29 protein-coding genes and 3 tRNA genes are annotated in these 25,173 nt (G+C 63.9%); 17 read left to right on the forward strand and 15 right to left on the reverse strand.

Features of this window, described 5'->3' with window-relative positions; all coding sequences use genetic code 11:
• The first annotated feature begins 1 nt into the window (after position 1).
• From dnaG to ACZ9CK_RS05495, 3 genes are all read left to right on the forward strand, one after another.
• Positions 2-1,918 (forward strand): DNA primase, encoded by a 1,917-nt coding sequence (gene dnaG, locus ACZ9CK_RS05485; RefSeq protein WP_426302732.1) that lies wholly within the window; start codon positions 2-4, stop codon positions 1,916-1,918.
• Positions 1,919-1,992: 74 nt separating this feature from the next.
• A tRNA-Asn gene (locus ACZ9CK_RS05490) sits at positions 1,993-2,065 on the forward strand.
• 140 nt (positions 2,066-2,205) lie between these two features.
• Positions 2,206-2,278, forward strand: a tRNA-Asn gene (locus ACZ9CK_RS05495).
• A 52-nt stretch (positions 2,279-2,330) separates the two neighbouring features.
• Here the strand turns inward: ACZ9CK_RS05495 and ACZ9CK_RS05500 are convergent.
• The 3 genes from ACZ9CK_RS05500 to ACZ9CK_RS05510 form a co-directional block, all read right to left on the reverse strand.
• Entirely contained in the window at positions 2,331-2,738 is a 408-nt protein-coding gene (locus ACZ9CK_RS05500) for a hypothetical protein (protein ID WP_426302733.1), read from the reverse strand.
• Between the two features lie 69 nt (positions 2,739-2,807).
• Positions 2,808-3,032, reverse strand: coding sequence for a glycine zipper domain-containing protein (locus tag ACZ9CK_RS05505; protein ID WP_426302734.1), 225 nt, complete (start codon positions 3,030-3,032; stop codon positions 2,808-2,810).
• Positions 3,033-3,063: 31 nt separating this feature from the next.
• On the reverse strand, positions 3,064-4,293 hold the full coding sequence (locus ACZ9CK_RS05510) for a multidrug effflux MFS transporter (protein WP_476049452.1): 1,230 nt from the start codon (positions 4,291-4,293) through the stop codon (positions 3,064-3,066).
• 192 nt (positions 4,294-4,485) lie between these two features.
• Here ACZ9CK_RS05510 and ACZ9CK_RS05515 point away from each other — a divergent pair, with 192 nt between their 5' ends.
• From ACZ9CK_RS05515 to ACZ9CK_RS05535, 5 genes are all read left to right on the forward strand, one after another.
• Positions 4,486-5,322: a phage holin family protein gene (locus tag ACZ9CK_RS05515; RefSeq protein ID WP_476049453.1), complete on the forward strand. Its 837-nt coding sequence runs from the start codon at positions 4,486-4,488 to the stop codon at positions 5,320-5,322.
• A gap of 43 nt (positions 5,323-5,365) precedes the next feature.
• Positions 5,366-6,001: a CDP-alcohol phosphatidyltransferase family protein gene (locus ACZ9CK_RS05520; protein ID WP_476049454.1), complete on the forward strand. Its 636-nt coding sequence runs from the start codon at positions 5,366-5,368 to the stop codon at positions 5,999-6,001.
• Positions 6,001-6,906 (forward strand): DMT family transporter, encoded by a 906-nt coding sequence (locus ACZ9CK_RS05525; protein WP_426302738.1) that lies wholly within the window; start codon positions 6,001-6,003, stop codon positions 6,904-6,906. The genes ACZ9CK_RS05520 and ACZ9CK_RS05525 overlap by 1 nt, the downstream gene beginning before the upstream one ends.
• Positions 6,907-7,009: 103 nt before the next feature.
• Complete coding sequence (locus tag ACZ9CK_RS05530; protein ID WP_426302739.1) at positions 7,010-8,206, forward strand: glycosyltransferase; 1,197 nt, start codon at positions 7,010-7,012, stop codon at positions 8,204-8,206.
• 97 nt (positions 8,207-8,303) lie between these two features.
• Positions 8,304-8,377: transfer RNA gene (locus ACZ9CK_RS05535), tRNA-Ile, on the forward strand.
• Positions 8,378-8,469: 92 nt separating this feature from the next.
• On the opposite strand, the gene ACZ9CK_RS05540 is transcribed toward ACZ9CK_RS05535, so the two are convergent.
• From ACZ9CK_RS05540 to ACZ9CK_RS05550, 3 genes are all read right to left on the reverse strand, one after another.
• Positions 8,470-9,066, reverse strand: coding sequence for a hypothetical protein (locus ACZ9CK_RS05540; RefSeq protein ID WP_476049455.1), 597 nt, complete (start codon positions 9,064-9,066; stop codon positions 8,470-8,472).
• A complete protein-coding gene (locus ACZ9CK_RS05545; RefSeq protein WP_476049456.1) occupies positions 9,063-9,695 on the reverse strand; it encodes a site-specific integrase in 633 nt (210 codons plus the stop codon). The genes ACZ9CK_RS05540 and ACZ9CK_RS05545 overlap by 4 nt, the downstream gene beginning before the upstream one ends.
• A gap of 710 nt (positions 9,696-10,405) precedes the next feature.
• A complete protein-coding gene (locus tag ACZ9CK_RS05550) occupies positions 10,406-11,212 on the reverse strand; it encodes a hypothetical protein (protein WP_476049457.1) in 807 nt (268 codons plus the stop codon).
• 317 nt (positions 11,213-11,529) lie between these two features.
• Between ACZ9CK_RS05550 and ACZ9CK_RS05555 the strand changes: the two genes are divergently transcribed.
• On the forward strand, positions 11,530-12,039 hold the full coding sequence (locus ACZ9CK_RS05555; RefSeq protein ID WP_476049458.1) for an SOS response-associated peptidase: 510 nt from the start codon (positions 11,530-11,532) through the stop codon (positions 12,037-12,039).
• Between the two features lie 175 nt (positions 12,040-12,214).
• Here the strand turns inward: ACZ9CK_RS05555 and ACZ9CK_RS05560 are convergent, their stop codons facing one another.
• The 7 genes from ACZ9CK_RS05560 to ACZ9CK_RS05590 form a co-directional block, all read right to left on the reverse strand.
• Positions 12,215-12,805: a hypothetical protein gene (locus ACZ9CK_RS05560; RefSeq protein ID WP_476049459.1), complete on the reverse strand. Its 591-nt coding sequence runs from the start codon at positions 12,803-12,805 to the stop codon at positions 12,215-12,217.
• Entirely contained in the window at positions 12,806-12,943 is a 138-nt protein-coding gene (locus ACZ9CK_RS05565; RefSeq protein ID WP_476049460.1) for a hypothetical protein, read from the reverse strand.
• Positions 12,944-13,134: 191 nt separating this feature from the next.
• Positions 13,135-13,539: a hypothetical protein gene (locus ACZ9CK_RS05570; RefSeq protein WP_476049461.1), complete on the reverse strand. Its 405-nt coding sequence runs from the start codon at positions 13,537-13,539 to the stop codon at positions 13,135-13,137.
• 31 nt (positions 13,540-13,570) lie between these two features.
• On the reverse strand, positions 13,571-14,302 hold the full coding sequence (locus tag ACZ9CK_RS05575; protein WP_476049462.1) for an HNH endonuclease: 732 nt from the start codon (positions 14,300-14,302) through the stop codon (positions 13,571-13,573).
• 227 nt (positions 14,303-14,529) lie between these two features.
• Positions 14,530-15,255, reverse strand: coding sequence for a hypothetical protein (locus ACZ9CK_RS05580; protein WP_476049463.1), 726 nt, complete (start codon positions 15,253-15,255; stop codon positions 14,530-14,532).
• Between the two features lie 22 nt (positions 15,256-15,277).
• Entirely contained in the window at positions 15,278-15,832 is a 555-nt protein-coding gene (locus ACZ9CK_RS05585) for an HNH endonuclease (RefSeq protein ID WP_476050860.1), read from the reverse strand.
• A gap of 107 nt (positions 15,833-15,939) precedes the next feature.
• Positions 15,940-16,455, reverse strand: a complete 516-nt coding sequence (locus ACZ9CK_RS05590) for a hypothetical protein (RefSeq protein ID WP_476049464.1) — start codon at positions 16,453-16,455, stop codon at positions 15,940-15,942.
• 403 nt (positions 16,456-16,858) lie between these two features.
• Between ACZ9CK_RS05590 and ACZ9CK_RS05595 the strand changes: the two genes are divergently transcribed.
• Both ACZ9CK_RS05595 and ACZ9CK_RS05600 read left to right on the forward strand, forming a co-directional pair.
• Positions 16,859-17,086, forward strand: a complete 228-nt coding sequence (locus tag ACZ9CK_RS05595) for a hypothetical protein (RefSeq protein ID WP_476049465.1) — start codon at positions 16,859-16,861, stop codon at positions 17,084-17,086.
• A gap of 371 nt (positions 17,087-17,457) precedes the next feature.
• Positions 17,458-18,651, forward strand: coding sequence for an acyl-CoA dehydrogenase family protein (locus ACZ9CK_RS05600; RefSeq protein ID WP_476049466.1), 1,194 nt, complete (start codon positions 17,458-17,460; stop codon positions 18,649-18,651).
• 5 nt (positions 18,652-18,656) lie between these two features.
• Here ACZ9CK_RS05600 and ACZ9CK_RS05605 read toward each other — a convergent pair whose 3' ends face one another.
• On the reverse strand, positions 18,657-19,169 hold the full coding sequence (locus tag ACZ9CK_RS05605) for a M23 family metallopeptidase (protein WP_426302798.1): 513 nt from the start codon (positions 19,167-19,169) through the stop codon (positions 18,657-18,659).
• Between the two features lie 411 nt (positions 19,170-19,580).
• Between ACZ9CK_RS05605 and rpsB the strand changes: the two genes are divergently transcribed.
• From rpsB to ACZ9CK_RS05635, 6 genes are all read left to right on the forward strand, one after another.
• On the forward strand, positions 19,581-20,414 hold the full coding sequence (gene rpsB, locus ACZ9CK_RS05610) for a 30S ribosomal protein S2 (protein ID WP_115788023.1): 834 nt from the start codon (positions 19,581-19,583) through the stop codon (positions 20,412-20,414).
• A 121-nt stretch (positions 20,415-20,535) separates the two neighbouring features.
• Positions 20,536-21,372, forward strand: coding sequence for a translation elongation factor Ts (gene tsf / locus ACZ9CK_RS05615; protein WP_120519686.1), 837 nt, complete (start codon positions 20,536-20,538; stop codon positions 21,370-21,372).
• A 143-nt stretch (positions 21,373-21,515) separates the two neighbouring features.
• Complete coding sequence (gene pyrH, locus ACZ9CK_RS05620; RefSeq protein ID WP_426302799.1) at positions 21,516-22,253, forward strand: UMP kinase; 738 nt, start codon at positions 21,516-21,518, stop codon at positions 22,251-22,253.
• A 114-nt stretch (positions 22,254-22,367) separates the two neighbouring features.
• On the forward strand, positions 22,368-22,925 hold the full coding sequence (gene frr, locus ACZ9CK_RS05625; protein WP_426302800.1) for a ribosome recycling factor: 558 nt from the start codon (positions 22,368-22,370) through the stop codon (positions 22,923-22,925).
• On the forward strand, positions 22,925-23,848 hold the full coding sequence (locus ACZ9CK_RS05630; RefSeq protein ID WP_476049467.1) for a phosphatidate cytidylyltransferase: 924 nt from the start codon (positions 22,925-22,927) through the stop codon (positions 23,846-23,848). The genes frr and ACZ9CK_RS05630 overlap by 1 nt, the downstream gene beginning before the upstream one ends.
• Before the next feature lie 21 nt (positions 23,849-23,869).
• Positions 23,870-24,454: a DivIVA domain-containing protein gene (locus tag ACZ9CK_RS05635; RefSeq protein WP_426302802.1), complete on the forward strand. Its 585-nt coding sequence runs from the start codon at positions 23,870-23,872 to the stop codon at positions 24,452-24,454.
• An 11-nt stretch (positions 24,455-24,465) separates the two neighbouring features.
• Here ACZ9CK_RS05635 and ACZ9CK_RS05640 read toward each other — a convergent pair whose 3' ends face one another.
• Positions 24,466-25,170, reverse strand: a complete 705-nt coding sequence (locus tag ACZ9CK_RS05640) for a hypothetical protein (protein WP_476050861.1) — start codon at positions 25,168-25,170, stop codon at positions 24,466-24,468.
• Positions 25,171-25,173: the final 3 nt, after the last annotated feature.

Below are 25,173 nucleotides of genomic sequence, written 5' to 3' on the forward strand. Positions count from 1 at the left end.
AGTGGCTGGGCTGATCAAACGTGAAGATATCGACGAGGTACGCCAGCGCACGGACATCAAGGAAGTCGTCGACGGCTACGTGACCCTCAAGGGTGCCGGCCTCGGAACATACAAGGGCCTGTGCCCCTTCCACGACGAGCGTTCGCCCTCCTTCACCGTCCGGCCCCAGGTGGGCCGCTACCACTGCTTCGGCTGCGGCGAGGACGGGGACGTCATCTCCTTCGTCCAGAAAATGGACCACAGTTCCTTCCACGAGGCCGTGGAGAAGCTCGCGGCCCGCATCGGCTACGAACTCCGCTACGAGGACGGCGGCTCCGGGCCCAGCCGCGAGGAAGTCGGCAAGCGCCAGCGCTTGCTGGACGCCCACAAGATCGCCGATGAATTCTTCCGGTCGCAGCTCCTGACCCCGGGTGCGGCAGAGGGCCGGAACTTCCTGCACGGCCGCGGCTTCGACCGCGCGGCCGCGGAACAATTCGGCGTCGGCTACGCCCCGCAGGGCTGGGATTCGCTGCTCAAGCACCTGCGCGGACGCGGCTTCACGGATGCCGAGCTGAAGCTCACCGGCATGTTCTCCGAAGGCAACCGCGGCATCTACGACCGTTTCCGCGGTCGGCTCATCTGGCCCATCCGTGACATCGCGGGAGACACCATCGGCTTCGGTGCCCGCAAGCTCTACGAGGACGACCAGGGTCCCAAGTACCTGAACACGCCGGAGACCACGCTCTACAAGAAGTCCCAGGTGCTCTACGGGATCGACCTCGCCAAGCGGAACATCGCCAAGGACCGCCAGCTGGTGGTCGTCGAGGGCTACACGGACGTGATGGCCTGCCATCTGTCGGGCGTGGGCACGGCGGTGGCTACCTGCGGCACCGCCTTCGGTGCCGACCACATCAAGATCGCCCGGCGCCTGCTCTCGGACGACGGCAGCGGGGGAGAGGTCATCTTCACCTTCGACGGCGACGCCGCGGGCCAGAAGGCGGCATTGCGCGCCTTTGAGGAGGACCAGCGCTTCGTCGCCCAAACCTATGTGGCGGTGGAACCCACCGGCGCGGATCCCTGTGATCTCCGCCAGCTCCGCGGCGATGCGGCGGTGCGGGAACTTATCGGCAGCCGCCGGCCGCTGTTCGAGTTCGCCATCCGGGCTTCCCTGAAACGGCACGACCTGGACACGGTGGAGGGCCGCATTGCCGCCTTGCGCGAGGCCGCTCCCGTCGTCGCCCAGATCCGTGATTCCGGCCTGCGCCCGGCGTACGTCCGCGAACTGGCCGGCTGGCTGGGCATGCCCATCGACGACGTCAGCCGGGCCGTCAGTGGCGCGCAGAAGCGGGCAGCCGCGCAGGCCGCCCAAGGCGGCTCGGGCGGTGCACACGGGAGCGGTGCCCCGCAGGAGGCGGGCGCCCCCGCGGGAGCCGCCATGCCGCCGTCGGGCCCCGGGGCAGCGTTCCACCGCCCGGACCCGAGGGATCCCGTGGCGGCGATGGAACGCCAGGCGCTCGAGGTCGTGCTCCAGGATCCCTCCGTGCTGGCGGGTCCGGCCTGGGACCGCTTCGAGATGTCCCGCTTCGCCACGCCCGCGTACGCCGCCGTGCACGACGCCATCCGGGCCGCGGGGCTGGCCCGTGCGGGCGATCCGGTGGCCTGGGTGGAAGCTGTCCGGCAGGAGATGCCCGAGCCCCTGCGCGGCCTGGTGTCCGAACTCGCCGTGGTGCCACTGCCGGCCAGCACCCCCGAAGCCATGCAGCGCTATTGCCGCGACATCCTGGCCCGCCTCTTCGAACTGCAGATCACCCGCGTCAAGGCGGACAAGATGGGCCGCCTGCAGCGGCTGGACGCCGCCGCCAACCCGGAGGAATTCCAGCAGCTCAACCGCGAACTCATGGAACTCGAGATGCAGCGCAGGGCGCTCCGGGCAGAATGAGGCCGTTCACGGGCGGCTTCCGGGGCTCGATTTCGTTTCCCGGCGGGCGTTTGCTAAAGTCATAACCGCTTCATTCCTCCGTAGCTCAATTGGCAGAGCATTCGACTGTTAATCGAAGGGTTACTGGTTCAAGTCCAGTCGGAGGAGCTCCCGATGCCCCCGTTCCGGAATCCCCGGAACGGGGGCATTTTTCATACCCCGGGAGGGTATTTCCCGCAGGTGGTGCCGCTGCCCGGCGCCGATTTCGCGAAGTGGCCCGACCTTTGCTAAAGTCATAACCGCTTCATTCCTCCGTAGCTCAATTGGCAGAGCATTCGACTGTTAATCGAAGGGTTACTGGTTCAAGTCCAGTCGGAGGAGCGCACAGGGCCCGTACCGCGGAAACGCGGTACGGGCCCTTCTGTTTTGCGTCCTAGACGAAATCCATTTCCACCTGCAGGAACCTGGCGGCCTCCTCGACGGCGGCGCGGAACGCTTCGTCTTCGGTCGGGGGCGTGCGGGGTTCTCGCGGGTGCCACTCGTGCGGTGATGAATGCACCCGGGTGAAGCCGCTGCCGGGAGGAGCGTAGAAGATTCCGAAGCGCTGCACGGGCCACTCGGGGGAGGTTTCGGGAGCCACCAGGAGGGCTGCCCCGGTGTCCGGGTTGAACCACTGGGCGATCGGCCGCCGCCGGTCTTCGGTGAAGAGTCCCGCCGCATACAAGGCCGCGGACTGCGGACTCGTCACGGAACACAGGCGGTCCCACCACAGGGGCAGGATTCCGTTGTCCTGCCGCTGCCAGGGCGCCGGAACGGGGTGTGTTTCCTGCCAACGGGGCACAGTTCAACTTTATCGCCGGGCCCCGGAGCACAACAGAGCCAGCCAGGGGTGGAACGCCTTTCGCCGGGCTCAGTCCCGTTTCCATGGCCCCGGGTTGATCCGGTACATCAGTGCGGCGCCGATCACGGCCCCCAGCAGGGCGCCGAACAGCGGGTTGCCGAGGTTGCGGCCCAGGAAGAAGCCGGCGACGGCGCCGAGCACCGCACCCACGAAGAGGCCCCGGCCGTTGCGGTGCGGGCCGTTGCGGTCCGGGCGGTTGTGGTGCGGGCGGTTGCCGGAAGGTGTGCGCGCCATGGTTCCAGCCTAGGTGCTAGTGGTTCAGGGACTAATGGATCGACGGAACGGTGTGCGGGCGGACCACAAGCCACAGGGCGAGGACTGAGCAGCATACGCAGACGGCCTGGACGGCGCCCATCGGCGTGGCCGAAGCCACGCCGAGCACGCCCACCACCGGCGGAATGATTCCGGCCATCATGAAGTTCGACGCTCCCAGCAGTGAGGCAGCGGTGCCCGCCTGCGCACCGTGGTTGGCCAGCGCTACCACCTGGACGCACGGGAACATGAAGCCCGTGGCGAGGATGTAGAACCACAGCGGGATGATTACGCCCCACAGCCCGAGGTGAAGCATGTCGAACAGGACGATCAGGAGCGACATGAGCAGCAGCCACGCCGTCGCGCAGGCCATGATCCATTGCGGTGCCACGTGCTTGATCACGCGGGAACTGATCTGGACGCCGGCCACGATGCCCAGGGAATTGACGCCGAACAGCAGGCCGTATTCCTGCGGCGAGAAGGAGTAGACCTGCTGGAACAGGAAGGTGGACGCGGAAAGGTAGGCGAACAGCCCGCCGAAGTTGAAGCCGCCTACCAGGAGCATGCCCACGAAGATGCGGTCGCCGAAGACCGCACGGTAACGCTGGGCCGCCGTCGTGCTGGCCTGGCTGCGGAGCTCGGGCGGGTAGGTTTCCCGGATCAGGAAGATGGCGGCGATGATCACAAGGGAGCCGTAGGCCGCCAGGAAGTAGAAGATGCCCGGCCACGGCATCACCAGCAGCAGCTGGGAACCGATGATCGGCGCCAGGATGGGAGCCAGTCCGTTCACGAGGGACATCCGGGAGAACATCCGCACCATGGCGTAACCGTGGAAGAGGTCCCGGACCATCGCCATGGCCACCACGCCACCGCCGGCCGCGCCGATGCCCATGAGGACACGGAACACGGACAATGCCCCGATGTCTGTGGACAGGGCTGCCCCCAGAGACGAGGCGATGTGCAGCGCGGTTGCCAGGATCAGCGGCATGCGCCTGCCGAACTTGTCGCTGAAGGGTCCGACGACGAGCTGGCCGATTGCGAAACCCACCGTAGTGCCCGCAAGGGTCAGCTGGATGGCGGCGGCCGACACCCCGAAATGCTGCTCCAGCGCCGGGAACGCAGGCAGGTACAGGTCCACGGTGAACGGCCCAAGGGCGGTGAGGGAGCCAAGAAGAAGGATGTACAGGAGCTTTTCACGCCGGCTGAGGGCATCGCCGCGGGCAGGGGGAGTCGTCACGAACACCAATCCTATGTGCGAAAGGTCATATCTCTGAGAACTCCCGCCACGGATTCCTTGGGGCACAAGGGCGCGCCGGGATACGGACCGGAAAACCGGAAGAAGGCTGAATGGTAGTTTTGTGGGCAGGTGCCGCACATGGGATTCGGGTTTGGCGCCGGCGACGGATACGTAGAGAAGCGGTAAGGCGGGGAACTGATGAGCGGACGTCACAGGGGCAAGTCCGGGATGGGCCCTGGAATCGGGGCACTGCCGAGGACCCTCAAGCTCGCTGGCCGGCTCGTGCCGCGGCAGCTCAATGACGAAATCCATCTTGCGAAGCTTGAACTGAAGGAAAAGGGCGTCAAGCTCGGCCTTGCGGGCGCCTTTGTGGGGGTGGCCCTCGTGTTCGCGCTGCTGCTCGTCGTCGCCCTCGTGGTCGCGGCCATCCTGGGACTCGCGACCGTCATGCCGGGGTGGCTGGCCGCCCTCGTGGTCTCAGCGGCATTCCTGTTGGTCATCGCGATCGGAGGGCTGGTGGCTTTCGGCCAATTCAAGAAGGCGCAGCCCCTGCTGCCGGCCGAAACCATCCGCGGTCTCAAGCACGATCTTGGCGTCCTCAAAGAGGGCTCTGACTTCGACGCGAGCATCCTTGACCCGGACTCTGAGGCGTACAAGGCAGCCAAGGCCGCCAAAGCCGAGGCTGCCCGGAAGGCCAAGGAAGAAGCCGCGGCCAAGGAAGAGGCTCGCCATCGGGACGAACCTTCCGCGCCGGACAAGGACGAACTGCTGCGCCGGCTGCAGCAGCGCCGCGAACACCTGGCCGGTGTCCGCGACCAACTCGGTTCCGAACTGGACTTCAAGACCCAGGGCAGGTTCTTCCAGGACCTCGCCCAGGAGAAGATCGACGACGGGCGGAAGCTGGCCGGGGACCTCGGCAAGCGGCTCCCGGACGGCCTGTCCGAGCGCGTCGCGGGGCGGTGGAAGGAAATCCTGGCCTTCGTCGCCTCTACCGCGGTGCTCGTCGTAGGACTGCGGAGACTCTTCAGGAAGTAAGCAAAAGCATCAACACGCCAGGCAACAGAATTCAAGGGGACAGATGAAGTTCATCGGCGCCGGTGCCCGCCCGGGCCAGCCGCAGATCGACCACGATCTGGTCTTCACCGTTCCCAACTTCCTGACCGTGCTCCGCTTCATGGGCGTTCCGGTGTTCGTCTGGCTGGTCCTTGGGGCCCGGGAATACGGCTATGCGGTGTTCGTTCTAGCCATCATGGGTAGCACCGACTGGATCGACGGGTACGTGGCCCGGCGCTTCAACCAGGCGTCCCGCCTGGGCCGCATCCTCGATCCTGCCGCCGACCGCCTGGCACTGATCGCCGTCGCCGTCACGCTGGTGATCGCCGGCGTCGTCGAGTGGTGGTACCTCGCCGCGCTGGTAGTCCCGGACGCAATCCTTGGCTCGGTCTCCCTGTTCTATTTCCGCAGCCACCCCGACCTCCCGGTGAGCCGGATCGGCAAGATCCGCACCGCGCTCCTGCTCCTGGGCGCCCCGCTGCTGCTGCTGTCCAAGCTGTCCTTCCCGGTCTCCGGCGCCAGCTTCGTGCTGGCGTGGATCTGCCTTGGCCTGGGCTTGGCCGGCCACTGGATCGCGGCCTGGAACTACTTCTGGGCGATCCGCCGGAAGGGCCGGGAGTTGCGGGAGCAGGATGCCAAGAACGACGGCGGTCGCGGCTGATGGCCTGGTTCGCGGTCCTTCTCGCCGTGCTCAGTGCGTTCTGCATGGCTTTCGGCGCGCAGCGCCAGGGCAGCGCCGTCAAGGCCGACACCGGCGGACTTGCCTTGAGTTCCAACGGGTTCCTGCGCCTGCTGCGCAACCCGCGCTGGGTGCTCGGACTCCTGCTGCTGTGCGCCGGGATGGCGCTGAACGCCGTCGCATTGGTGACGGCACCTTTGACAGTAGTCCAGCCGATCGGTGCGATCGCGCTTGTGATCACCACCGTGGTCAATGCCAGGGACCAGGGCCTGAGCATCAACCGCGCCACGGTGGTGGCCATCACCGCCTGCGTGACCGGGTCCGCCCTCTTCGTGCTCCTGGCGGTCAATGTCACCCAGGAAAACCACCACGTCAGCGGCGAGGACGAACTGACCATCGTGCTGCTGCTGGCCCTGGCGGTAGGCCTGTTCGGTGCGCTGGCCGTGCTGTTCAAGCACCGCATGAGCGCCTTCGTCTACATCCTGGGCGCCGGCGTGCTGTTCGGCTTCGTGGCGGTGCTGACCCGGATCATCGGCAAGCACCTGCTGGACCCCAACGGCATGTTCCTGCTCAACGTCTCGCCGTACTCCGTGGTCGCGATCGCGGCGGCAGGGGGCCTTGGTTCCTGGTTCGTCCAGAGTGCCTACTCGAGCGGCCCGCCGGACCTGGTCATCGCAGGGCTGACCGTCGTTGACCCGATCGTGGGAATCGCGATCGGGATCACGATTCTTGGTGAGCTTCGTCCCGATGTCCACGCCGTAATGGCAATCGCCATGGCCGCGGCGGCTCTCCTTGCTATCGTGGGGGTTATTGCCCTGAGCCGGCACCATCCGGAAGTCACCAAGCGGAAACGGGACGCCAAGGCGGCCTCCGCGCGGAAAGCCTAGGGCAAGCTTCGCGATTGCTCCGCCACATGCGGGCAGGCGGCGAAGGCACCGCGAGGCACAGCTTCCCGTGGTGTTCACACCGTGACAAACAGGAGTTCTCCACGTGACCATTCCCGGCAACACCAAACCCCTCACCATCCTGATTGCGGCAGACACCTACCCGCCGCACGTCAACGGTGCAGCACAGTTCGGGTACCGGCTCGCGAAAGGCATGACCGCGCGGGGCCACAACGTCCACGTGCTGGCCTGCCGCCAGGACAAGGGAAAGAGCTTCACGGAATTCCGCAACGAAGCAACGGTGCACCGGCTCCGTTCCCACGGAGTCTGGACGCACGAGTACTTCCGGATCTGCTTCCCGTGGGAGATCAAGAAGGAAATCAGCCTGCTGTTCGACAAGGTGCAGCCGGATGTCGTGCACATCCAGAGCCACTACATGATCGGCGAGCATGTCCTGTATGAGGCCGTGAAGCGTGGCGTCCGCATCGTGGCCACCAACCACTTCATGCCGGAGAACCTGAATCCTTTCCTGCCGTTCCCGCAGTGGTTCAAGGACATCATCGGCCGCATCTCGTGGAAGGACATGGGCAAGGTCATGGGCCAGGCCGATGTCGTCACGACGCCCACCCCGCTGGCCGCCAAGGCGATGCACCAGCATGCTTTCCTCCACAAGGTGCTGCCGCTGTCCAACGGCATCGATTCCGCGGCCTATGAACTGCAGCCGGGCGAGGTCATAGAGCCGCACGAGCACCCCACGGTGCTCTTCGTCGGCCGCCTCGCCGAGGAGAAGCACGTGGACGTGCTGATCGACGCCGTCGCCAAGACGCCGTCCGAGCTTAAGGTTCATCTGCAGATCGTCGGCGGGGGAGAGGTACGCCCTGCCCTCGAAGCCCAGGTGGCCCGCCTTGGCCTGCAGAGCCGCGTGAAGTTCCTGGGCCTGGCCAGCGACGAGGACCTCCGCAAGGCGTACATCCAGGCCGACATCTTCTGCATGCCCGGCACGGCCGAACTCCAGTCCTTGGTCACCCTCGAGGCGATGTCCGCTTCCACCCCGGTGCTGCTTGCCAACGCGATGGCCCTGCCGCACCTGGTCCGCGACGGCGAAAACGGCTATCTCTTCACGCCCGGCGACAGCAGCGAGCTGGCCGCCCGCATCACAGAACTGCTGCGCCTGCCCAAGGACGAGCTGGACGCGATGGGCAAAGCCAGCCGCGAAATGGTGGAACCGCACAGCATCCAGGGAACCCTGCAGACCTTCGAGGACCTCTACCGCGGAGCGGCTTACGAGGACAAGGCACTCTAGGATCCCGGGAACGCAAAGCGCGCGTGCTTGCGACTAGTATTGCTAGAGTGCTTTCGGCCGGAGGGCTGCTGATTCCAGCAGGGTTTGCGGCCGTCACGGGGCTATAGCTCAGCTGGTTAGAGCGCGGGACTCATAATCCTAAGGTCCTCGGTTCAAGTCCGAGTAGCCCTACTTGTAAAGTGCCCCTGAACTGCGGAAACGCAATTCAGGGGCACTTTTTCCTTCAATTCTCGGGGCGCCGATCCACCGGAAACCCACCGGAATCATTTTGGTCTGAGCGATTCCGCGGTCTCTTCGGGCGACTTTGCGGCCAGGTATTTCCTGACTCGCCGCAGGTGTACGGCATAGCCGATGAACTTGGTCTTAGGCGTATGAAGGACGTCGTACGCAAGCGCTAACCTTGGTACTAGGAATTCGCGAACCTCCGCGTGAGCGTGCTCGGAGAGGCAAGCCCCGATTGTGATTCCGACGCACTCCTGGATGAAGGCGTTCACGGTATCAGGCAATTGATGGGCTGCGGGACCGCAGACGTCTTGCAGAGACTCAGCTTTGTCTTTAAGTCGATCGCGGATCATCTTTCTCCGCTCCTCCCAGAGGCCTCGGAACCTTTCGTCTTCGAGGACTGGATCGTTGAGTTGCTGCGCGTCAATCAACATCGTTCGGATGCCATCCTGCAGGTCTAGCAAGTCCTTGGCTCGGCGTGAGAACTTCTCATTTCGTACCTGGAGACGTGGCTTGAGGAAGAAATCCACCAAGAGCGCAACGAGGGCGCCGGCAGCGGCCGTTCCAAGAACGGTCCAGATATCCCATGCTGGGGCGCTTGCAACTGGTTCGGCAAGAGTGATTGCGAGCCTGGTCATTCGTAGGTCCTCCCAAAGGCCTCAAGAAGGTTGGTGTTGTCCGGCGCTTGGTGTGTCTTCTGGACGTAATGCTTTCGAGTGACGTTTTCGTTTGCATGGCCGAGCTGGGCTGAGGCGACGGTCATGCCGGCGGAGGCCTCCAGCAGGGTTCCCACGGTCTTGCGGAACGTGTGCGGGGTGACCCACTGGAATCCGAGTTCGTCGCCTGCGGAGCGCCATTGCTTGCGGAAATTGTTCGGGTCTCGCAATGATCCCACCGCGGACGGGAACACCACGTCCCAAGGATTGCCCTCCAGCTGCCCAATTTGCCGCCTTAGGAGCATTTCTACGGCAAAGGCGGGTAGGACGTACCTCTGCCGGGAATTGGCGCTCTTAGGGTGCTCCTGGATCGTCAGCCCCTGACCTGGCACGTACACGATGGTGCCGTTGACGGTGACGGTCGGTTTCTCGGACTTGAGGTCAACATCCTTCCACCTGATAGCCAGGGCCTCGCCGATGCGGGCGCCTGTCGCGAGCATGACGTCCACTACGTCGAGGATGTCCACGGTCGGGTAGCGGCCGGCTTGCTTCTTGGAGTCCTCCCATTGCCGAAGTCCTGCCCGGAGGGCACCGACTTCGGAGACGGACAAGTCTCGGACTTCCTTGTGGTTGGTTGGGATAGTGGCCACATCGCGCAGGGGATTCGAATCAAGGGCGCCGTGGCGGGCAGCGAGCCCGAGCATGCCGGACAGGACGGTCTTGCAGAGCTTGGCTGTGGCATTGCCGTGCTTCGCCGCATGGTCTTGAGGAAGCGGTCGAGCGTGGCGACTGTTGCCTCGCGGATCCGCAAGCCGCCAACGCCGGGGGAGACGTAGTTGTCTAGTATGTCCGTGTAGCGGCGGCGAGTGTTGAGAGCTCGGTCAGCGTCTTCGAACTCTGCCCACCAGACCAACGCCAGCTTCGTGATCCGAGTGTCCGCGGTGATGTTCTCGCCGGCAGGCATCGCCGCTTCCGGAGCGGGAGGCCCCAGTTGCGCGGCCCAAGCGGCAAAGCCTGCGGCAGTGTAGGCCTTGACCTCCCGGGGGTGTCACGGAAAGACGCAGCGCGGGCCTTGTGGCGTTCTCCGCCGGCCCGCGGGCCGGTTTCGCCGCCGACGCGCCAGCGCTCGTCAACCTTCCGACGCTCGTCAATATGATGCATGTGATCCCCCAGCCGGACCTGACAATGCAGAATTTGAGTAAGACCTAACCTACTTTGCCACTGAGAGGCATAAAGCTCCATCGCCTGGGGAGGAATAGGCCTCTTACTTTCACCCGTGCGCTAGGGAGCGGTCCTGCCTGAGCGCCCGCATCCTAACGGCTCAGTTCACAAGCGCGCCGCGTGTGATGTCCTCGTGGTCTACGGGAGTTCCTGGCCCCCAACCCACGTGGGTCACGATGTCCGGGACACTCGGCGGCCAAATCTGGTGCCACATCTCTTGTCGACCAGTCGTTCTGTTGCCAACCAGGTTCACGAATTCGGACTTGCTGGCGTTGTGGACGAGGAAGGCCACTTTCCCAAGGACGATCCCTGTTGCACCGAGTGTTCCGTACTGCTGGGTTCTGGCCCGATTGCCGACGGTTCCACCACTGTGAGCCAACCTCAATGGAAAGTCGTCCTCGAATCTCGCGGCTCTGACTTGGATGCCGTCCGGGATTGTTGCGGCGCGGTGTAGTGTGCGGCGCTGCTCGTCGGAGAAGGAGATCGTTGAGTAGTCGTTGAACTCGAACATCATCGAAGTCTTGATGCACCACTTCGCGAGGTTCGCCAACTGCCGCACTGAGAGGACGGGTGTTTCGCCGTGGATCATCGGAATGAGGTATGGCGCGACTTCTACTTCCAGGGCGGACATCCATCCGCTATTGCATGAATCGCAAACGACTTTCACTTCGATTGCGTTCAGGGGAAACTTCTTCCCGCGTTCAACGAGCTCCAGAGCGACAGTCTGGCCTTTGACGTCGAGGACATTCTTCTTGAGGTGATGTGGCTTGCCGTGGGTCTTGTCAGCTTCGAGGACCTCCCTTATGGCAGGCAGATTGCTCACCCACTTGGGAATCACATGCTCGAAGGTCAGCGGTCGGGAGCCACAGAAGACACAGTCCCTGACCCGTCTGACGGTGTCAACCATGGTGAGATTCCCCCATCTGCAAAAGGTAGTTCCGGTTCCCACCCATGGACCCGCTCCTGGGTCGCCTTCAGTGGTTGTTGGAATCTTCTCCGTTGGAGGGCCCTTGGGGCAATAATGGGCTCATGTGCGGACGCTTCGTCATGACATACTCTGCTGCAGACATTTAGGACTTCTACCTTGTCAGCGAGGTCGTTGACCCCGATCTGGCCGCGAGCTGGGACGTGGCCCCCACGGACCCCATTCCGCTCATCCTCGACCGCCGCGCTGGCGACGAAGAGCCGGTATCCCGGAAACTCGTCACCGCACGCTAGGGCCTCGTGCCGTCGTGGGCGAAGGACACCAAAGGCGCGGCCTGGCTGATCAACGCCCGCATGGAAACCGTCACTGAGAAGGTGTCCTTCCGGAAGGCAGCGACCGCGCGCCGCGGGATCATCCCCAGTGATGGCTACTACGAATGGGAGAAGGCCGCGGGGGGCAAAATCCCGGCCTATCTGCACGACGCTGAGGAGAAGCCGCTGGCGTTTGCTGCCTTGTTCGAGAACTGGCCGGATCCGGCTCTGCCTGACGGTCACCCGGCAAAATGGCTGCGTACCGCCACGATCATCACGACGGCGGCCTCGGACGCGCTCGGCCACATCCACGACCGCACACCCGTCATCATCCCGCCGGACATGTGGACCGACTGGCTCGACCCCGAAACCACCAAAGAAGCCGACGTCCGGGCACTGCTGGACTCCATACCTGAGCCGCGCCTAGTTCCGCGCGTCGTCAGCGACAAGGTGAACTACGTCCGGAACAACGGACCAGAGCTCATCGAAGCCGTTTGAGCGGGCAGGTAGCGAATCAGCCGGCCGTGAAAGGGACGCCTAGAAATCGGCGCCAATGTCCCCTGGAACGGGCCACCGCGAATACCCATACCATGCGAGTTCTCCGGGGGCTGGGACCTGACCCACATCAAGGCTGCGATACCGGGGCGGGAAGAAGAAAATGGGGTCATGGTAGCTACCTCCAGCCCTCCTTGCGCGGCTTCCATTCGCTCTCCAAGAATTTCTGGCCGAGGAGTTGCTCCGGCAACGATGGGTCTGAAATGCCCAAGTCCTCGCGTGCTGAGGTGACGAAAAGCCTGCGTGCTGGTGATATGCCAAGCATCAGCTTGGCGCGATGCGCACCTTTCGCCCAGGTGGCCTGCTCTGTCGTCATGTCGTCCCCTGAAACTTCGAACTTCCGCATCTCCATAGTGCCCAGGCTCATCACTAGGCCAATCTCGAATGCTGGACTGAGGACGGTTGCTGGTGCGACCAATGTGAGTCGAGGCTCGATGAGTTCGAGGACTTCCCACGCTTGGCGCAAGGAGTCGTAGTCGCATTTGTCGCCGGATTTGAGGGTTTGCTCAACCACGTTGAGCTGGTTCAGGTATTCCGCGTAGACCTCCTGCTTGCGGTCCCTCAGCCATGCTGCGTGTTCCCGCTCGCGTGTCTTATCAAGGGTTTCCTGACTGGTCTTGCGAACCGCCGACGCCGAAATCCAAGACCCTCCGAGGCCGGCAACGAGACCGACCCCGCCCGTGATTACCAATTGCCAGAACGGATCCACTCAGTTCTCCCTGTCCGCGCGGATGACGATGACCTCGTGCCCTGCGGGGACCAGCGCCTCAGCGGCGGCTCTGGTCGGGCCTTCGGCAGTGACAGACTGGGCGCCGACGGGAGCTTCGGTGGTGAGGGCTATGTGCACGAGGCCAGCTTAGCTCCGGGGCCCGGGCTGGGGTCCACCGCCGACCCTACGCCCTGGGTCGGCCATCAAGCCAAACATTGATCGTCTCAGGCAACCATCCTAGCGACTGGCCCAGAACGACATCCGGTTCAGGGATGTCGGCTGCCTTGACGCCCCTGGCTGCCCGATTCTCCCGGGCTACAGCCAGCTCCTTACGAAGGACCGTGGTCCTTAGCCCGTGAGCGCGACTCACCCGCGGGCATGACTGACCCCGGTGAATTAGGGTGATCGCCCAGAAGCCGAACGTTCGGACTAGGGCCTGGCCTGCAGCTTCCGCCGTCGGACTTGTTCGGTTCAACCCACGCGTCGTGGGCGGCCTTGTAGTAGTTGTCCCCGGAGCGTAGCTGCACCTGCACGTTGACGTGCACGCGGGTCCACCCTTTGGTGAAGCCTTTGAGAACCTCAACGCGGCCGGCGCCGAAGGCCAGGCGCACCCACACCGGAATGGACTGCTTGGGCTCGAAATACTGGGCCATGGTGACCTCGGCGGCCGGCACCGTGATTGGCTCGGGCGCGGGTGGCTGTGGACCAGGAATGCCCTGCCCTGCGCGTTCCATAAGGCCAGCATGTCACCGGCCTACGACAATTTCAGGCGCCGTCGCGGTCTACGCAGATCGCGGGCAGCCGAGCGCCCTCTGGCGCCTGCGAATCAGTGGTCCGCCATTCCTGCCCGAACTGACCTGAGGGACGACCTTTCAATGCCTCGTCCTCCCACGCAGCGGTTCGGAGTGGAGCCTCGAGGCGCATGAAGGCGGTTTTCGGCGGCGGGCAAGAACCAGCCGAGTTGAAACTCTCGCACGCAAGCCGAAGCATTTGTCGGTAATCCTCGACCGCGACAAAGGCCGCGTCGAAATCAGCGTGTGCGGTGTTGCAATGAAGATGCGACAGTCGGACATCGCCCCAGACGTTCAACCGGCCGGCGTCATACCTCGCCTCGTAGCGGCGCAGGGGAATGATGTGGTCGATGCTAGCCATCCCTGGGTGATGGTTTCGCAGCATGATATCGACCCTGAGACCACAGATATGGCAAATGTTTCCGTCTCGGCGCCAGAGGATCAAAGTGGCTCCTCGCCGATCCGGCGGCAATTGGGCGTGATCCGCGGGCCAGTCCCAAGCCGCCCACATCGCATCCGTTATCTGCTCGTGCGGAATTAGCGTCGCTGGCGGGTCGATCTTGGGCTTTGGACCGGACTTCCGCTTTGCCCTGCCAGTTGGCGGCCGCAGCATCGCAAGCTGCTCGTCGGAAAGCTCGAATGCTTTCAATTCCAAAAACCACCATCCCGGCAAGAGGGTAGCCTGCACATACGGGTATGCGCGCATCCTACAGGTCAAACACGCGCCAGAATCCGAAGAAGGGGCCCTGCGAAACAGGACCGCAATCTCCGGCTAAGCGCGAACCGGGTGTTCTCGATATTCCACCTGGTCAGGCGAGGAAGGGTCCGACCTCGACGACGCGGCTTCTGTCCCTGGCTGCGAGACGGGCGACGAACTGTTGACGTACCGCTCATACTCAAAGCCAGGGAACCCGCACAAAGGCACCAGAAGGATTAGCCGATCGTCAGCCGAACGCCACTCTTGAGCTCAGATTCGGTTTGCTCTGGACCGCTCCGACGACCGATGGAAACTTGGTAGGGCCCATCACCGGATGGAATTCCTTCCACCTCGTACACCATCGTGCATTGCGGTTCATCCTCCGGTTGGCTGCTCGATGTGAACTTGCCTTCTAGTACTAGGCCGGAAGCTGTTGTCACTCGCGCAGTACTGTCCTTGTCCAAGTCATTGAACGGCCCATCCTCATCACCCGCGCAGACCCTACGGGGTGGGACTGCAGTGTCCACCAACTGCCCTATGTCGAGCCTGCTGATTCCGTTAAGTTCGATTGAAACGCTCGCGAAGAACAGATCGGGAGCAGGGCGTATTTCACCGCCAAGCTTCTCCTGGATCTTCTTCTCATTGCCGTTCTTTGCCCAGACAATCCAGTTTGGACCTTCAACTATGACGGCCTCAGAATCTGTCGGGTTCTTCGCCTTGATGGCTCGCTGCGTCTCGGCGTCCGAGAACACTCCAAGGCCTGCCTCGTCTCCGCAGTTGTCCTGGTCCCACCCGCCAGTAAATCCGGCGCCGTCGCCGCAATCGATCGCAAGGACTGAGCTCACGGCTTCGCCGAGGCTTTTCACAGTGCCGTACTTCGCATCTTTCTGGATGCTTACCCCGCATCCGCACAGTGAAAGTGCCGCAATTGCTCCTATGAGGGCCGCCAACCTGATCTTCATTTCAATTCCCCAATTTGTAGTGCTAACGACGTTTTGTGAGTCCTGCGGACTTGGAGCGGTTACAGGGGCCACACAAGAGTTGGAGGTTCTCGGCGTTGCTGCTGCCGCCCATGGCCAAGGGGATGATGTGGTCGAACTGCAGCTCCGTTGTCGAACCACAGCTCTGGCATCTGCCTCCGTCACGCACCCAGATGTACTGCTTCAGATCGTCAGGAATAGCTCGCCGGACAGCGGCGCCGCGCGGCTGCGAGCCCACGGCCATCGTCGCTTGGGCCCGATCGATCTGTTGCCGTTTTCTTTGTTCCTTGGTGACGAGGAGGGCATGGACTTCCTCGGCCTTCAGGCCCTCGTTCTCCCAGTAGAACTTGTTCCTGAATTGCCAGTATCTTCTGCCGCCCATCTTGCCGAGAAAGACTGGGGACTGCCGTTGCCGGCTGTGCAGGGCGGTGAACTCGGCGGCGGTCAACTTGCCGCCGATCAGATAGACCTTGCTGCCAATGGTGAGTTCGGCAGGACCCTTCCGAGTCCAAAAGCCCGGGCGGTGGTAAAGGGTGATGTTCTCGGCCCGACGCAGCATCCCCAATACCCTTTTCTAGCCTGGCGGATCGACTACGTTGCGCCGCCGTCCTGATGTGTCTCGGCAACCATAACCCGGCTGTGGCGCCCGGCTGGAAGACTTTCCACCTACCTCTGGCTGATGTCCTCCAAGTGCCACTTCTGGTCGGACTCGGTGTAGCTGATTTCGCAGGTCCATCTGGATCGAAGCATGGCACCGAAGGAGTTCTCGGAATCAACGGTCGTTGTCGCTTCGTATCCGCGGGCCGTGGTGGTAGCCGACGTGTCGCTGAAGACCGCGGTCGCCGGGCTTTTCAATCGGTCCTTGACGAAGGTCTCGCAGGCTAGACCTGCGTTGAAGGAGTCTGGCAAGGAGGGGTTCGCCGGTGCCGTGCAGGCGGTGAAAATCCCCATCCCAGCCAGGACGGCGACAGCAAGGCCCAAGATGATCTTGAGCCATATCATTACCGTGGCTTGGCCATCGCTTTTCGGCGGGGGCGGAAGTTTTTCGCCGGTTTCGCCGTCGTAGACGGGCAGGTCTGGCAAATCACGACGCGAAATTGTGTTTCCCCACGACGTTCCGTCCCAGTATGTGACCGACTTCGGATTGCTTTTGAACCAGTACCATCCGGATGGCGCGCCCATGGTCCCCCCATATTCCTCATGTGAAGTTGCCGTACGAGCACGCTATCGGAGGACAGGCAGAAAACACTGACATGACGCAAGGGCAATGGAGTCTTTGCGCTTGGCTCACCGCAGGAAGGCAGTCTTGGATGTTCCTGCGGGCCTTGGCGTGGGCGGGTGGAGGTCTTGGCAGAGCTCGCCGGGACGGATCGGGTACGAAACCTACTGTGTAACCGTCTTGCTCGTGGTGGCCTGTCAGCCATGGATGCTCGGCAATACGCATCGAATCTGCGGGGGCGAGTTCCAGGAGTCAGTCGCGCCAAGGCCAAGGGTGGCCAGCGTGTCTGGGGCAACCAGTGGTGAAGTACTCGCGAGATGCTTGAGGACCTCTAGACCCCGGCCACGTATCTATAGCATCGGCCGCATGACGACACTCCCTATTTTCCGCACACCAGAAGACGTGGCCCCCGAGCTGGGAATGACCAAGACCGAACTTCGCCGATACTGCCGGCAGTCAGGGCACTGCACCAGGCTCAGCAAGAACCGGATCATGCTCCACCAGGACGACATCGAAAAGATCGTGGCTTGGGTTCGCAGACGGAACGTCGTTGCAGCCGGGCAAGAATCCGAAGAAGCAGACCCCTTCTCATAATCGATTTCGCCCACCGTTTACCCACCGGAAACGATGCAAAACGACGATGAGGGGATCAACAAGAAAAGCGTCCGTGGAGGCCAGCTTCCCCAAAACCTAGGGGAGGATGCGCAATGACGAAAGTCGATGAAAATCACGCGCTCATAATCCTAAGGTCCTCGGTTCAAGTCCGAGAGCCCTACGCAGAAGAGAGAACCCCTGGAAATCCAAACGGATTTCCGGGGGTTTCGTGTTAAAGGCTTCGGTTCCGCAGGCCCGCCATTGATGCAGCCTGCACGATGCGGTATGTTACTCATCAGTAACTTACCTTCAAGTAGCACGCCGCCGTCCGATGGCATTGTGCGAACTTGTGCCGCAATGGAGGAGCCCGCATGTCCACGACCGCTGCCATCGATCCGGAAAACCTTCCCTACGCCGACGGCGACTTCTACGGCTTCGAGCAGCTGCTCACCGACAAGGAACGGGACCGCCTTGCCGAGATCCGGGAGTTCCTGGCCCGCGAGGTCAAACCCATCGCCGTGGACTGCTGGAACCGCGGCGAGTTCCCGATGGAGCTGATCCCCAAGCTGGCCGAGATCGACTTGGTCAGTCCGGTGCGCCGGCAAGGCTACTCGAACCTCTTCGCCGGGCTGGTGCACGCCGAAGTCACCCGCGCCGACACCTCCATCGCCACTTTCATGGGCGTCCATGACGGCCTGTTCACCGGATCGATCGAAGCGCTGGCCTCCGAGGAACAGCAGGACGCCTGGCTCCCGGACATCTACTCGATGAAGAAGATCGGCGCCTTCGGACTGACCGAACCGCTGGGCGGCTCCGATGTGGCCGGCGGCACCCGCACCACCGCGCGGCGTGACGGCGACAGCTGGATCCTCAACGGCGCCAAGCGCTGGATCGGCAACGCCACCTTCTCCGACTGGGTGGTCATCTACGCGCGCGATGTTGCGGACAACCAGGTGAAGGCGTTCCTGGTGGACACGACGCTGCCGGGCTACTCGGCTACCAAGATCGAGAACAAGATCTCCCTGCGCACGGTCCAGAACGCCGACATCGTCCTCGACAACGTGGTGGTGCCGGACTTCTTCAAGCTCGCCAACGGCAACAGCTTCCGCGACACCAACAAGGTCCTCAAGGTGACCCGCCTCGCCGTCGCCTGGCAGGCCGTGGGCCAGCAGCTCGCGGCCTTCGACGTTGCCCGCCGCTACGCCGTCGAGCGGATCCAGTTCGGCCGCCCCCTCGCGTCCTTCCAGCTGGTCCAGCAGCAGCTGGTGCAGATCCTCGGCAACGCCGTCAGCTCCATGGGGATGATGGTGCGCCTGGCCCAGCTCGAAGACGCCGGGCTGGCCAAAGACGAGCAGTCCGCCCTCGCCAAGGCCTTCACCACGGAGCGCATGCGCGAAAGCGTGGCCCTGGGCCGCAGCATCCTGGGCGGCAACGGCATCGTCACCGACTACGAGATGGCCAAGATCTTCGCCGACGCCGAGGCCATCTACTCCTACGAGGGCACCTACGAGATCAACACCCTTGTGACCGGGCGTGCGATCACGGGAATCTCCGCGATCGTCTAGGACGTTCATCCCAGCGGCAGCAGAACCGACGGCCGCAGGTCCATGACGAAGGCCAGGGGATCAAGATATTCCTCGCCGCGCCGTACGCCCCAGTGCACGCACGGCAACTGCCCGCAGTGGCCGGGCTCGAGGACGCCGATCTCCTGGCCTTTCGCTACCGGATCGCCCTGGTGGAGGCTGCTGCGCACCGGTTCGAAGCTGCTGCGCAACCCGCCGCCGTGGTCGATCGTGATCACCGGGCGGTCCACCACAACGCCCACAAAGGCCACCACGCCGTCGGCAGGCGAGGCGACGGGAACGCCGTCGGCGGGTGCCTGCAGGTCCACGCCGCGGTGCCCGCTCAGCCACGGTTCGGGCGGCGGATCAAAAGGGCGGACGACGGTGGGCCTGGGGGAGAGCGGCCAGCTCCAGGACGGGCTGGCAGTACTTGCCGAGGACTGAAGTGCGGGGGCAGCGCCGGCCGGCCCGACGAGGGCCGTGGCGAGCAGCAGTGCGGTCAGGAAAGGGCCGGATTTCATGCAATCCAGCTTCGGGTTCCGGGTGGTTCCCGGAAAGCCCCGCACGCCGCTATGTGGAAAACCGGGGCCACCCCGGTGTGCATCCGTGGCGCACCGGGCATGGCGGCTGCTGTAGTACACTTGGGAGTGCAGTTTGCCGTGCCCTCAAGCTGTTCCGGAAGCGTGGCTCATTCAGCCGCGCGGGGGCCTCAAATTGACTACGCGTATCCAGCCCTCCACATCCAGATCCCTGGTGGATCCATGCTGTGGAGGATTGTGCCTCTTGCGGTCCGGTCCCACGACCGGATGAGGGGTGCAAGGGATGCCAGGAGCAGGGCCCGTCCGGGTCCACTAAACAACCGTCAACTATTGGCAGGGTAAGAGCAGCCCGCGAGGCTCTCTCATGAATGACCTGCCGGAAGGAGCGTCGGCATGCCCGTCGTAACCATGCGCCAGCTGCTTGACAGCGGCGTCCACTTTGGACACCAGACCCGTCGTTGGAACCCGAAGATGAAGCGCTTCATCTTCACCGAGCGCAACGGCATCTACATCATCGACCTGCAGCAGTCGCTGTCCTACATCGACCGCGCCTTCGAGTTCGTCAAGGCCACTGTGGCCCACGGCGGCACCGTGCTGTTCGTCGGCACCAAGAAGCAGGCCCAGGAAGCTATCGCCGAGCAGGCTACGCGCGTCGGCCAGCCCTACGTCAACCAGCGTTGGCTGGGTGGTATGCTCACCAACTTCTCCACGGTTGCCAAGCGTATCCAGCGCATGAAGGAACTCGAAGAGATCAACTTCGAGGACGTCGCCGGTTCCGGTTACACCAAGAAGGAGCTCCTGCTCCTCCGTCGTGAACTGACCAAGCTCGAGGCCAACCTCGGCGGTATCCGCAACCTGACCAAGGCTCCCTCGGTCCTGTGGGTTGTCGACACCAAGAAGGAACACCTCGCGGTTGACGAAGCCAAGAAGCTGAACATCCCGGTTGTTGCCATCCTGGACACCAACTGCGACCCCGACGAAGTCGACTTCCCGATCCCGGGCAACGACGACGCCATCCGCTCCGTGAACCTGCTGACCCGCGTCGTTGCCGACGCTGTGGCAGAAGGCCTCATCGCCCGCAACCAGCGTGCAACCGGTGCTGCCGAAGCTCCGGAAGAGCCGCTGGCCGAGTGGGAGCGCGAGCTCCTCGAAGGCAGCAAGGCTGAAGCTGCAGCTGCCGAAGAGGCACCGGCTGCTGACGCTGCTGCAGGCGAAGAAGCAAAGTAAATCCGGACTTTCCCGTAGCCCCCAAATGGCAGCGGGAGTAACTGACAGGATGGCGGCCCGCCAGGCGGGCAGCCGTCCTGTCAGTCCGTAAACACATAAATTTCTAGACAGAGGGGTTCACATGGCGAACTACACTGCTGCAGACATCAAGGCCCTGCGCGAGCGCACCGGCGCCGGCATGATGGATGTCAAGAAGGCTCTTGACGAGGCCAACGGCGACGCCGAGAAGGCCATTGAGATCATCCGCATCAAGGGTCTCAAGGGCGCTACCAAGCGTGAAGGCCGCGCCACCGCTGAAGGCCTGGTTGCTGCCAAGGTCACCGGCAACGTCGGCGTGATGGTCGAAGTCAACTGCGAGACCGACTTCGTGGCCAAGGCCGACAAGTTCATCCAGCTGGCCGACAAGGTCCTGGCCGTGGCTGTCGAGTCCGGCGCTGCCGACCTCGAGACCCTCCTGGCAGTCGACGTCGACGGCAAGCCGCTGTCCGAGGTCGTCGTCGAAGAAGGCGCCGTTCTCGGCGAGAAGGTCGCCGTCCGCCGCATCGCCCGCATCGAAGGCGCCACGGTTGACGCTTACCTGCACAAGACCTCCAAGGACCTCCCGGCCCAGGTCGGCGTGCTGTTCGCTGTTGAGGGCGAAGGCGAAGCCGCTGCTACCGCCGCCCACGACGTGGCCGTCCACGTTGCTGCCATGGCACCGAACTACCTCACCCGCGAAGATGTTCCGGCTGAGCTGGTCGAGTCCGAGCGCCGCATCGCCGAAGAGACCGCCAAGGCCGAAGGCAAGCCCGAAGCTGCCCTGCCGAAGATCGTGGAAGGCCGCGTGACCGGCTTCTACAAGGGTGAAGTCCTCCTGGACCAGGCATTCGCCAAGGATTCCAAGAAGACCGTTGCCCAGGTCCTCGAAGAGGCCGGCGTCAAGGCAACCGCCGTCGCACGTTTCCGCGTCGGCAACTAGTCGCACGCAGCAAAGGGGTGGTCACTTCGGTGGCCGCCCCTTTTGCATGCGGCCGCGCGCCTGCCGCATGCACCTGCCGGGCGGCTTTCTGCCCCGGCATCCAGCAAGATAATCTAGCCAGAGTCCACCAACGGGAAGGCATCATGGAATCCGAGAACACAGCAATCCAGCCCGAGAAGACCAAGCGCCGCGTGCTCCTGAAGCTTTCCGGCGAGGTCTTCGGCGGCGGCAAGCTCGGTGTGGACCCGGAAACCGTCCGCGCTGTCGCCAAGCAGATCGCTGCGGCCGTCTCCGAGGTGGAGGTCGCGATCGTCGTCGGCGGCGGCAACTTCTTCCGTGGGGCCGAGCTCTCCCAGAGTGGCATGGACCGCTCCCGCGCCGACTACATGGGCATGCTCGGCACGGTCATGAACTGCCTGGCACTGCAGGACTTCCTGGAACAGGCCGGCGTAGAGACCCGTGTCCAGAGCGCCATCACCATGGGCCAGGTGGCCGAGGCCTACATTCCGCGCCGCGCCATCCGCCACATGGAGAAGGGCCGCGTGGTGATCTTCGGTGCCGGTGCCGGCCTGCCGTACTTCTCCACCGACACCGTTGCCGCCCAGCGTGCCCTCGAGGTCCACGCCGACGTCGTGCTGATGGCCAAGAGCGGAGTGGACGGCGTCTACACCGCCGACCCCAAGAAGGACCCCGCCGCTGAAAAGCTGGAGACCCTCAGCTACGACGACGCCCTGCGCCGCGACATCCGCGTCATGGACCAGACCGCCATGACCATGTGCAAGGACAACAAGCTCTCGATGGTGGTCTTCGGCATGGAAGGCGAAGGCAACGTCACCCGCGCGATCCTGGGCGAGAAGCTCGGAACCCTCGTCACTCCCTAGCAGCGGCTAGGATACTTCTAGGACCTTCCGCCCCTTGAGGCGGACTTTTACTGTGTGTACCAACCGTGTGCACCGCCCCGGTGAAACGGGCGCGACTACATCTGAGGAGAAACCGTGATCGAAGAAACCTTGCTGGAAGCCGGGGAGAAGATGGACAAGGCGGTCGAGGTAGCCAAGGAGGACTTCGCGTCGATCCGGACCGGACGCGCCAACCCGGCCCTCTACAGCAAGGTGATCGTGGAGTACTACGGTACGCCGACGCCGCTGCAGCAGCTGGCTTCCTTCGCCGTGCCGGACGCCCGTACCATCCTGATCACCCCGTACGACAAGACCGCCCTGCGTGACATCGAACGGGCCCTGAGCGACTCCGAGGTGGGCGCCAACCCGTCCAACGACGGCAACGTGATCCGCGTGGTCATCCCCGAGCTGACCCAGGAACGCCGCAAGGAATACGTCAAGATCGTCAAGGGCAAGGGTGAGGACGCCAAGGTCTCCATCCGCAGCATCCGCCGCAAGGCCAAGGACTCCCTGGACAAGCTCGTCAAGGACGGCGAAGCCGGCGAAGACGAGGGCGCCCGCGGCGAAAAGGAGCTCGACGCCCTCACAAAGGCCCACGTGGAGAGCATCGATGAGCTGCTCAAGCGCAAGGAAGCCGAGCTCCTCGAGGTCTGATGAGCCAGGCTGAGCCAGCGCCCGCGCACGGAACTTCCCGGGCCCGGCGGAAAAGCGGCAACCCGACGCCGAAGGCGGGCCGGAACCTCCCGGCGGCCATCGGCGTCGGGCTTTTCCTGTTGGTGGTGGTCCTTGGGGGTCTCCTTTTCCTGCCGCTCGGCTTCGTGCTGGTTACCACCGCGTTCGCGGTGCTGGGCGTCTGGGAAATCTTCCGGGCGCTGGACGCCAACGGGAGGACCCGGCTGCCGATCGTGCCGGTCCTGACCGGCACCGTGGCGATGCCCCTGGCCGCCTACTTCGGCGGCCTGGAGAGCCTGCTTTTCGCCTTCCTGCTCAGCTGCGGAGCCGTACTGCTGTGGCGTTCCCTGGAGAGCGCCGCCGGGGCGCCCCGCAGCATTTTCGCCGGCGTCTTCACCCTCGCCTGGGTGCCCTTCCTGATCAGCTTCGCGGTCCTTCCGCTGCATGCCACCGGGGGAGCGACGACCGCGGGCCCCTGGCCGGGCGGCCAGATCCCGGCGGGCGCGTGGCAGATCGCCGTCATGCTGCTCCTGGTGGTCTCCAACGACACCTTCGGCTACCTGGTGGGTGCCCTGTTCGGCAAGCATCCGATGGCACCGAAGATCAGCCCGAAGAAGAGCTGGGAAGGCTTCGCGGGATCGGTGGCCGGCGCCATGCTGATCGGCGTCCTGGCCGGCATCTTCCTCCTGGACCGGCCCTGGTGGGTGGGCGTCGTGCTCGCCGTCGGTATGGTCGCCGCGGCCACCGCCGGAGACCTCGCCGAGTCGATGGTCAAGCGCGAACTCGGCGTCAAGGACATGAGCAGCATCCTGCCCGGGCATGGCGGAGTGATGGACCGGCTGGATTCGATCGTTTTTGCCGCGCCCGTGGCTTTCATTCTTTTCGCGTTGCTGAGCGGCGCCTGACAACAATCCGGAGGGATAACAGTGGCAGTGGATGTTCGTCGGCAGATTCCCGCGGCTTTTGAGCGTGTGGAACGCAACAAGTACGGCTACAACGCCAAGCAGGTGGACCAGTTCTTCCAGCGGGCACGGGTCTCCTTCGAGAGCCCTGACGACGCCGAGGTGAGGACGGGTAGCAGCGACGTCCGCTCGGTGTCCTTCGACCCGGTGAAGGGCGGCTACGATGCCGCCGTGGTGGACGCCGCCCTGGACCGCCTGGAGGACGCCTTCGCCCGCCGTGAACGCGACGAACTCATCGAGGCCGAAGGCGAGGAAGTCTGGCTGCGCCAGATCGGCAAGCTCTCCGGCGTACTGCGGGCCCGGCTGCACCGCCCGGCCGGGCAGCGTTTCCGCCGCCCGGAGAAGAAACGAGTCCGCAGCTACGATGTTGCCGACGTCGACGCCTTGTGCGATCAGCTGATCGGCTACCTCGAGCAGGACCAGCCGCTGAGCGTGGACAGCGTCCGCCGGGCCGCCTTCGGTGCGGCCAAGGGCGCGGACGGCTACGACGAAGCACAGGTCGATGCCTTCCTGGACCGCGTCGTCGAACTGATGGCCGCGATCGACTGATTCCCGGCTGCCTAGCCCTCTGCCTGCTCTTCAGGCGGCGTGGGCGAGAGCGGTGTAAAAGCCTGCCAGACTGCGGTGTACCGCCGGTAGCTCCGCGCCAGGGAGACGAACAGGAAGGCGAGCCCGCACAGCGCCGCCAGCGTCACCGCCAGCCCCAAGGGAGTGCCGGGCAGGACCAGCAGGGTGCCCGACAACAGTGCGATAAGGGCAGCGTTCACCGAGATGATGAAGGTCATGCTGCTCCCCGCAACGTGGCCGCCCTGGCTCCGCGGGCCGAAGAAGTAGTAGGTCTTCAGCGAGCCTGGCTGGTCGTCATGGCTGCCGGCCATGAGATACCGGGCGAGGCCCGGATCCAACTCGACATACGCGGCCCGGAGCCGGTTCATCGCGATCACGTACATCAGGTCCTCCATGCCCACGTACATCACGCGGACCTGGGTCAGCAGGCCGATCCCCATGTCGATGAAGAGCACGACAATCCCGAACATCACGAACGTGTCGGAGAACTTTGTCGCCTGGCCCACGAGGGCCGCGCTGAGCAGGCTTGCCGACGTGAAGGTGAGGAACATGCTGATCCGGGTCAGGACCTCGCCCTGGGTGGTGCTCCGGGACGCAAGGAGGCTCCAGTGCTCGGTGGCGAGAAGCTGGGCCCGCACAGCAGCCGAGGCCGCGGGCGCCGGAACGTCCGGTCCGCCGTCTGGAAGTGTGTTGTCCATGCC

The organism is Arthrobacter sp. TE26545 (genome assembly GCF_056279005.1).

What these genes read in the sequence shown, in the direction of transcription:
- ACZ9CK_RS05505 (WP_426302734.1), bottom strand. Translation starts at nt 3,032, where the DNA reads ATGGCGCGCACACCTTCCGGCAACCGCCCGCACCACAACCGCCCGGAC.
- ACZ9CK_RS05515 (WP_476049453.1), top strand. Translation starts at nt 4,486, where the DNA reads ATGAGCGGACGTCACAGGGGCAAGTCCGGGATGGGCCCTGGAATCGGG.
- ACZ9CK_RS05520 (WP_476049454.1), top strand. Translation starts at nt 5,366, where the DNA reads ATGAAGTTCATCGGCGCCGGTGCCCGCCCGGGCCAGCCGCAGATCGAC.
- ACZ9CK_RS05525 (WP_426302738.1), top strand. Translation starts at nt 6,001, where the DNA reads ATGGCCTGGTTCGCGGTCCTTCTCGCCGTGCTCAGTGCGTTCTGCATG.
- ACZ9CK_RS05540 (WP_476049455.1), bottom strand. Translation starts at nt 9,066, where the DNA reads ATGACCAGGCTCGCAATCACTCTTGCCGAACCAGTTGCAAGCGCCCCA.
- ACZ9CK_RS05550 (WP_476049457.1), bottom strand. Translation starts at nt 11,212, where the DNA reads ATGGTTGACACCGTCAGACGGGTCAGGGACTGTGTCTTCTGTGGCTCC.
- ACZ9CK_RS05570 (WP_476049461.1), bottom strand. Translation starts at nt 13,539, where the DNA reads ATGGAACGCGCAGGGCAGGGCATTCCTGGTCCACAGCCACCCGCGCCC.
- ACZ9CK_RS05575 (WP_476049462.1), bottom strand. Translation starts at nt 14,302, where the DNA reads ATGCGCGCATACCCGTATGTGCAGGCTACCCTCTTGCCGGGATGGTGG.
- ACZ9CK_RS05580 (WP_476049463.1), bottom strand. Translation starts at nt 15,255, where the DNA reads ATGAAGATCAGGTTGGCGGCCCTCATAGGAGCAATTGCGGCACTTTCA.
- ACZ9CK_RS05585 (WP_476050860.1), bottom strand. Translation starts at nt 15,832, where the DNA reads ATGCTGCGTCGGGCCGAGAACATCACCCTTTACCACCGCCCGGGCTTT.
- ACZ9CK_RS05590 (WP_476049464.1), bottom strand. Translation starts at nt 16,455, where the DNA reads ATGGGCGCGCCATCCGGATGGTACTGGTTCAAAAGCAATCCGAAGTCG.
- ACZ9CK_RS05595 (WP_476049465.1), top strand. Translation starts at nt 16,859, where the DNA reads ATGACGACACTCCCTATTTTCCGCACACCAGAAGACGTGGCCCCCGAG.
- ACZ9CK_RS05600 (WP_476049466.1), top strand. Translation starts at nt 17,458, where the DNA reads ATGTCCACGACCGCTGCCATCGATCCGGAAAACCTTCCCTACGCCGAC.
- ACZ9CK_RS05605 (WP_426302798.1), bottom strand. Translation starts at nt 19,169, where the DNA reads ATGAAATCCGGCCCTTTCCTGACCGCACTGCTGCTCGCCACGGCCCTC.
- rpsB (WP_115788023.1), top strand. Translation starts at nt 19,581, where the DNA reads ATGCCCGTCGTAACCATGCGCCAGCTGCTTGACAGCGGCGTCCACTTT.
- tsf (WP_120519686.1), top strand. Translation starts at nt 20,536, where the DNA reads ATGGCGAACTACACTGCTGCAGACATCAAGGCCCTGCGCGAGCGCACC.
- pyrH (WP_426302799.1), top strand. Translation starts at nt 21,516, where the DNA reads ATGGAATCCGAGAACACAGCAATCCAGCCCGAGAAGACCAAGCGCCGC.
- ACZ9CK_RS05630 (WP_476049467.1), top strand. Translation starts at nt 22,925, where the DNA reads ATGAGCCAGGCTGAGCCAGCGCCCGCGCACGGAACTTCCCGGGCCCGG.
- ACZ9CK_RS05640 (WP_476050861.1), bottom strand. Translation starts at nt 25,170, where the DNA reads ATGGACAACACACTTCCAGACGGCGGACCGGACGTTCCGGCGCCCGCG.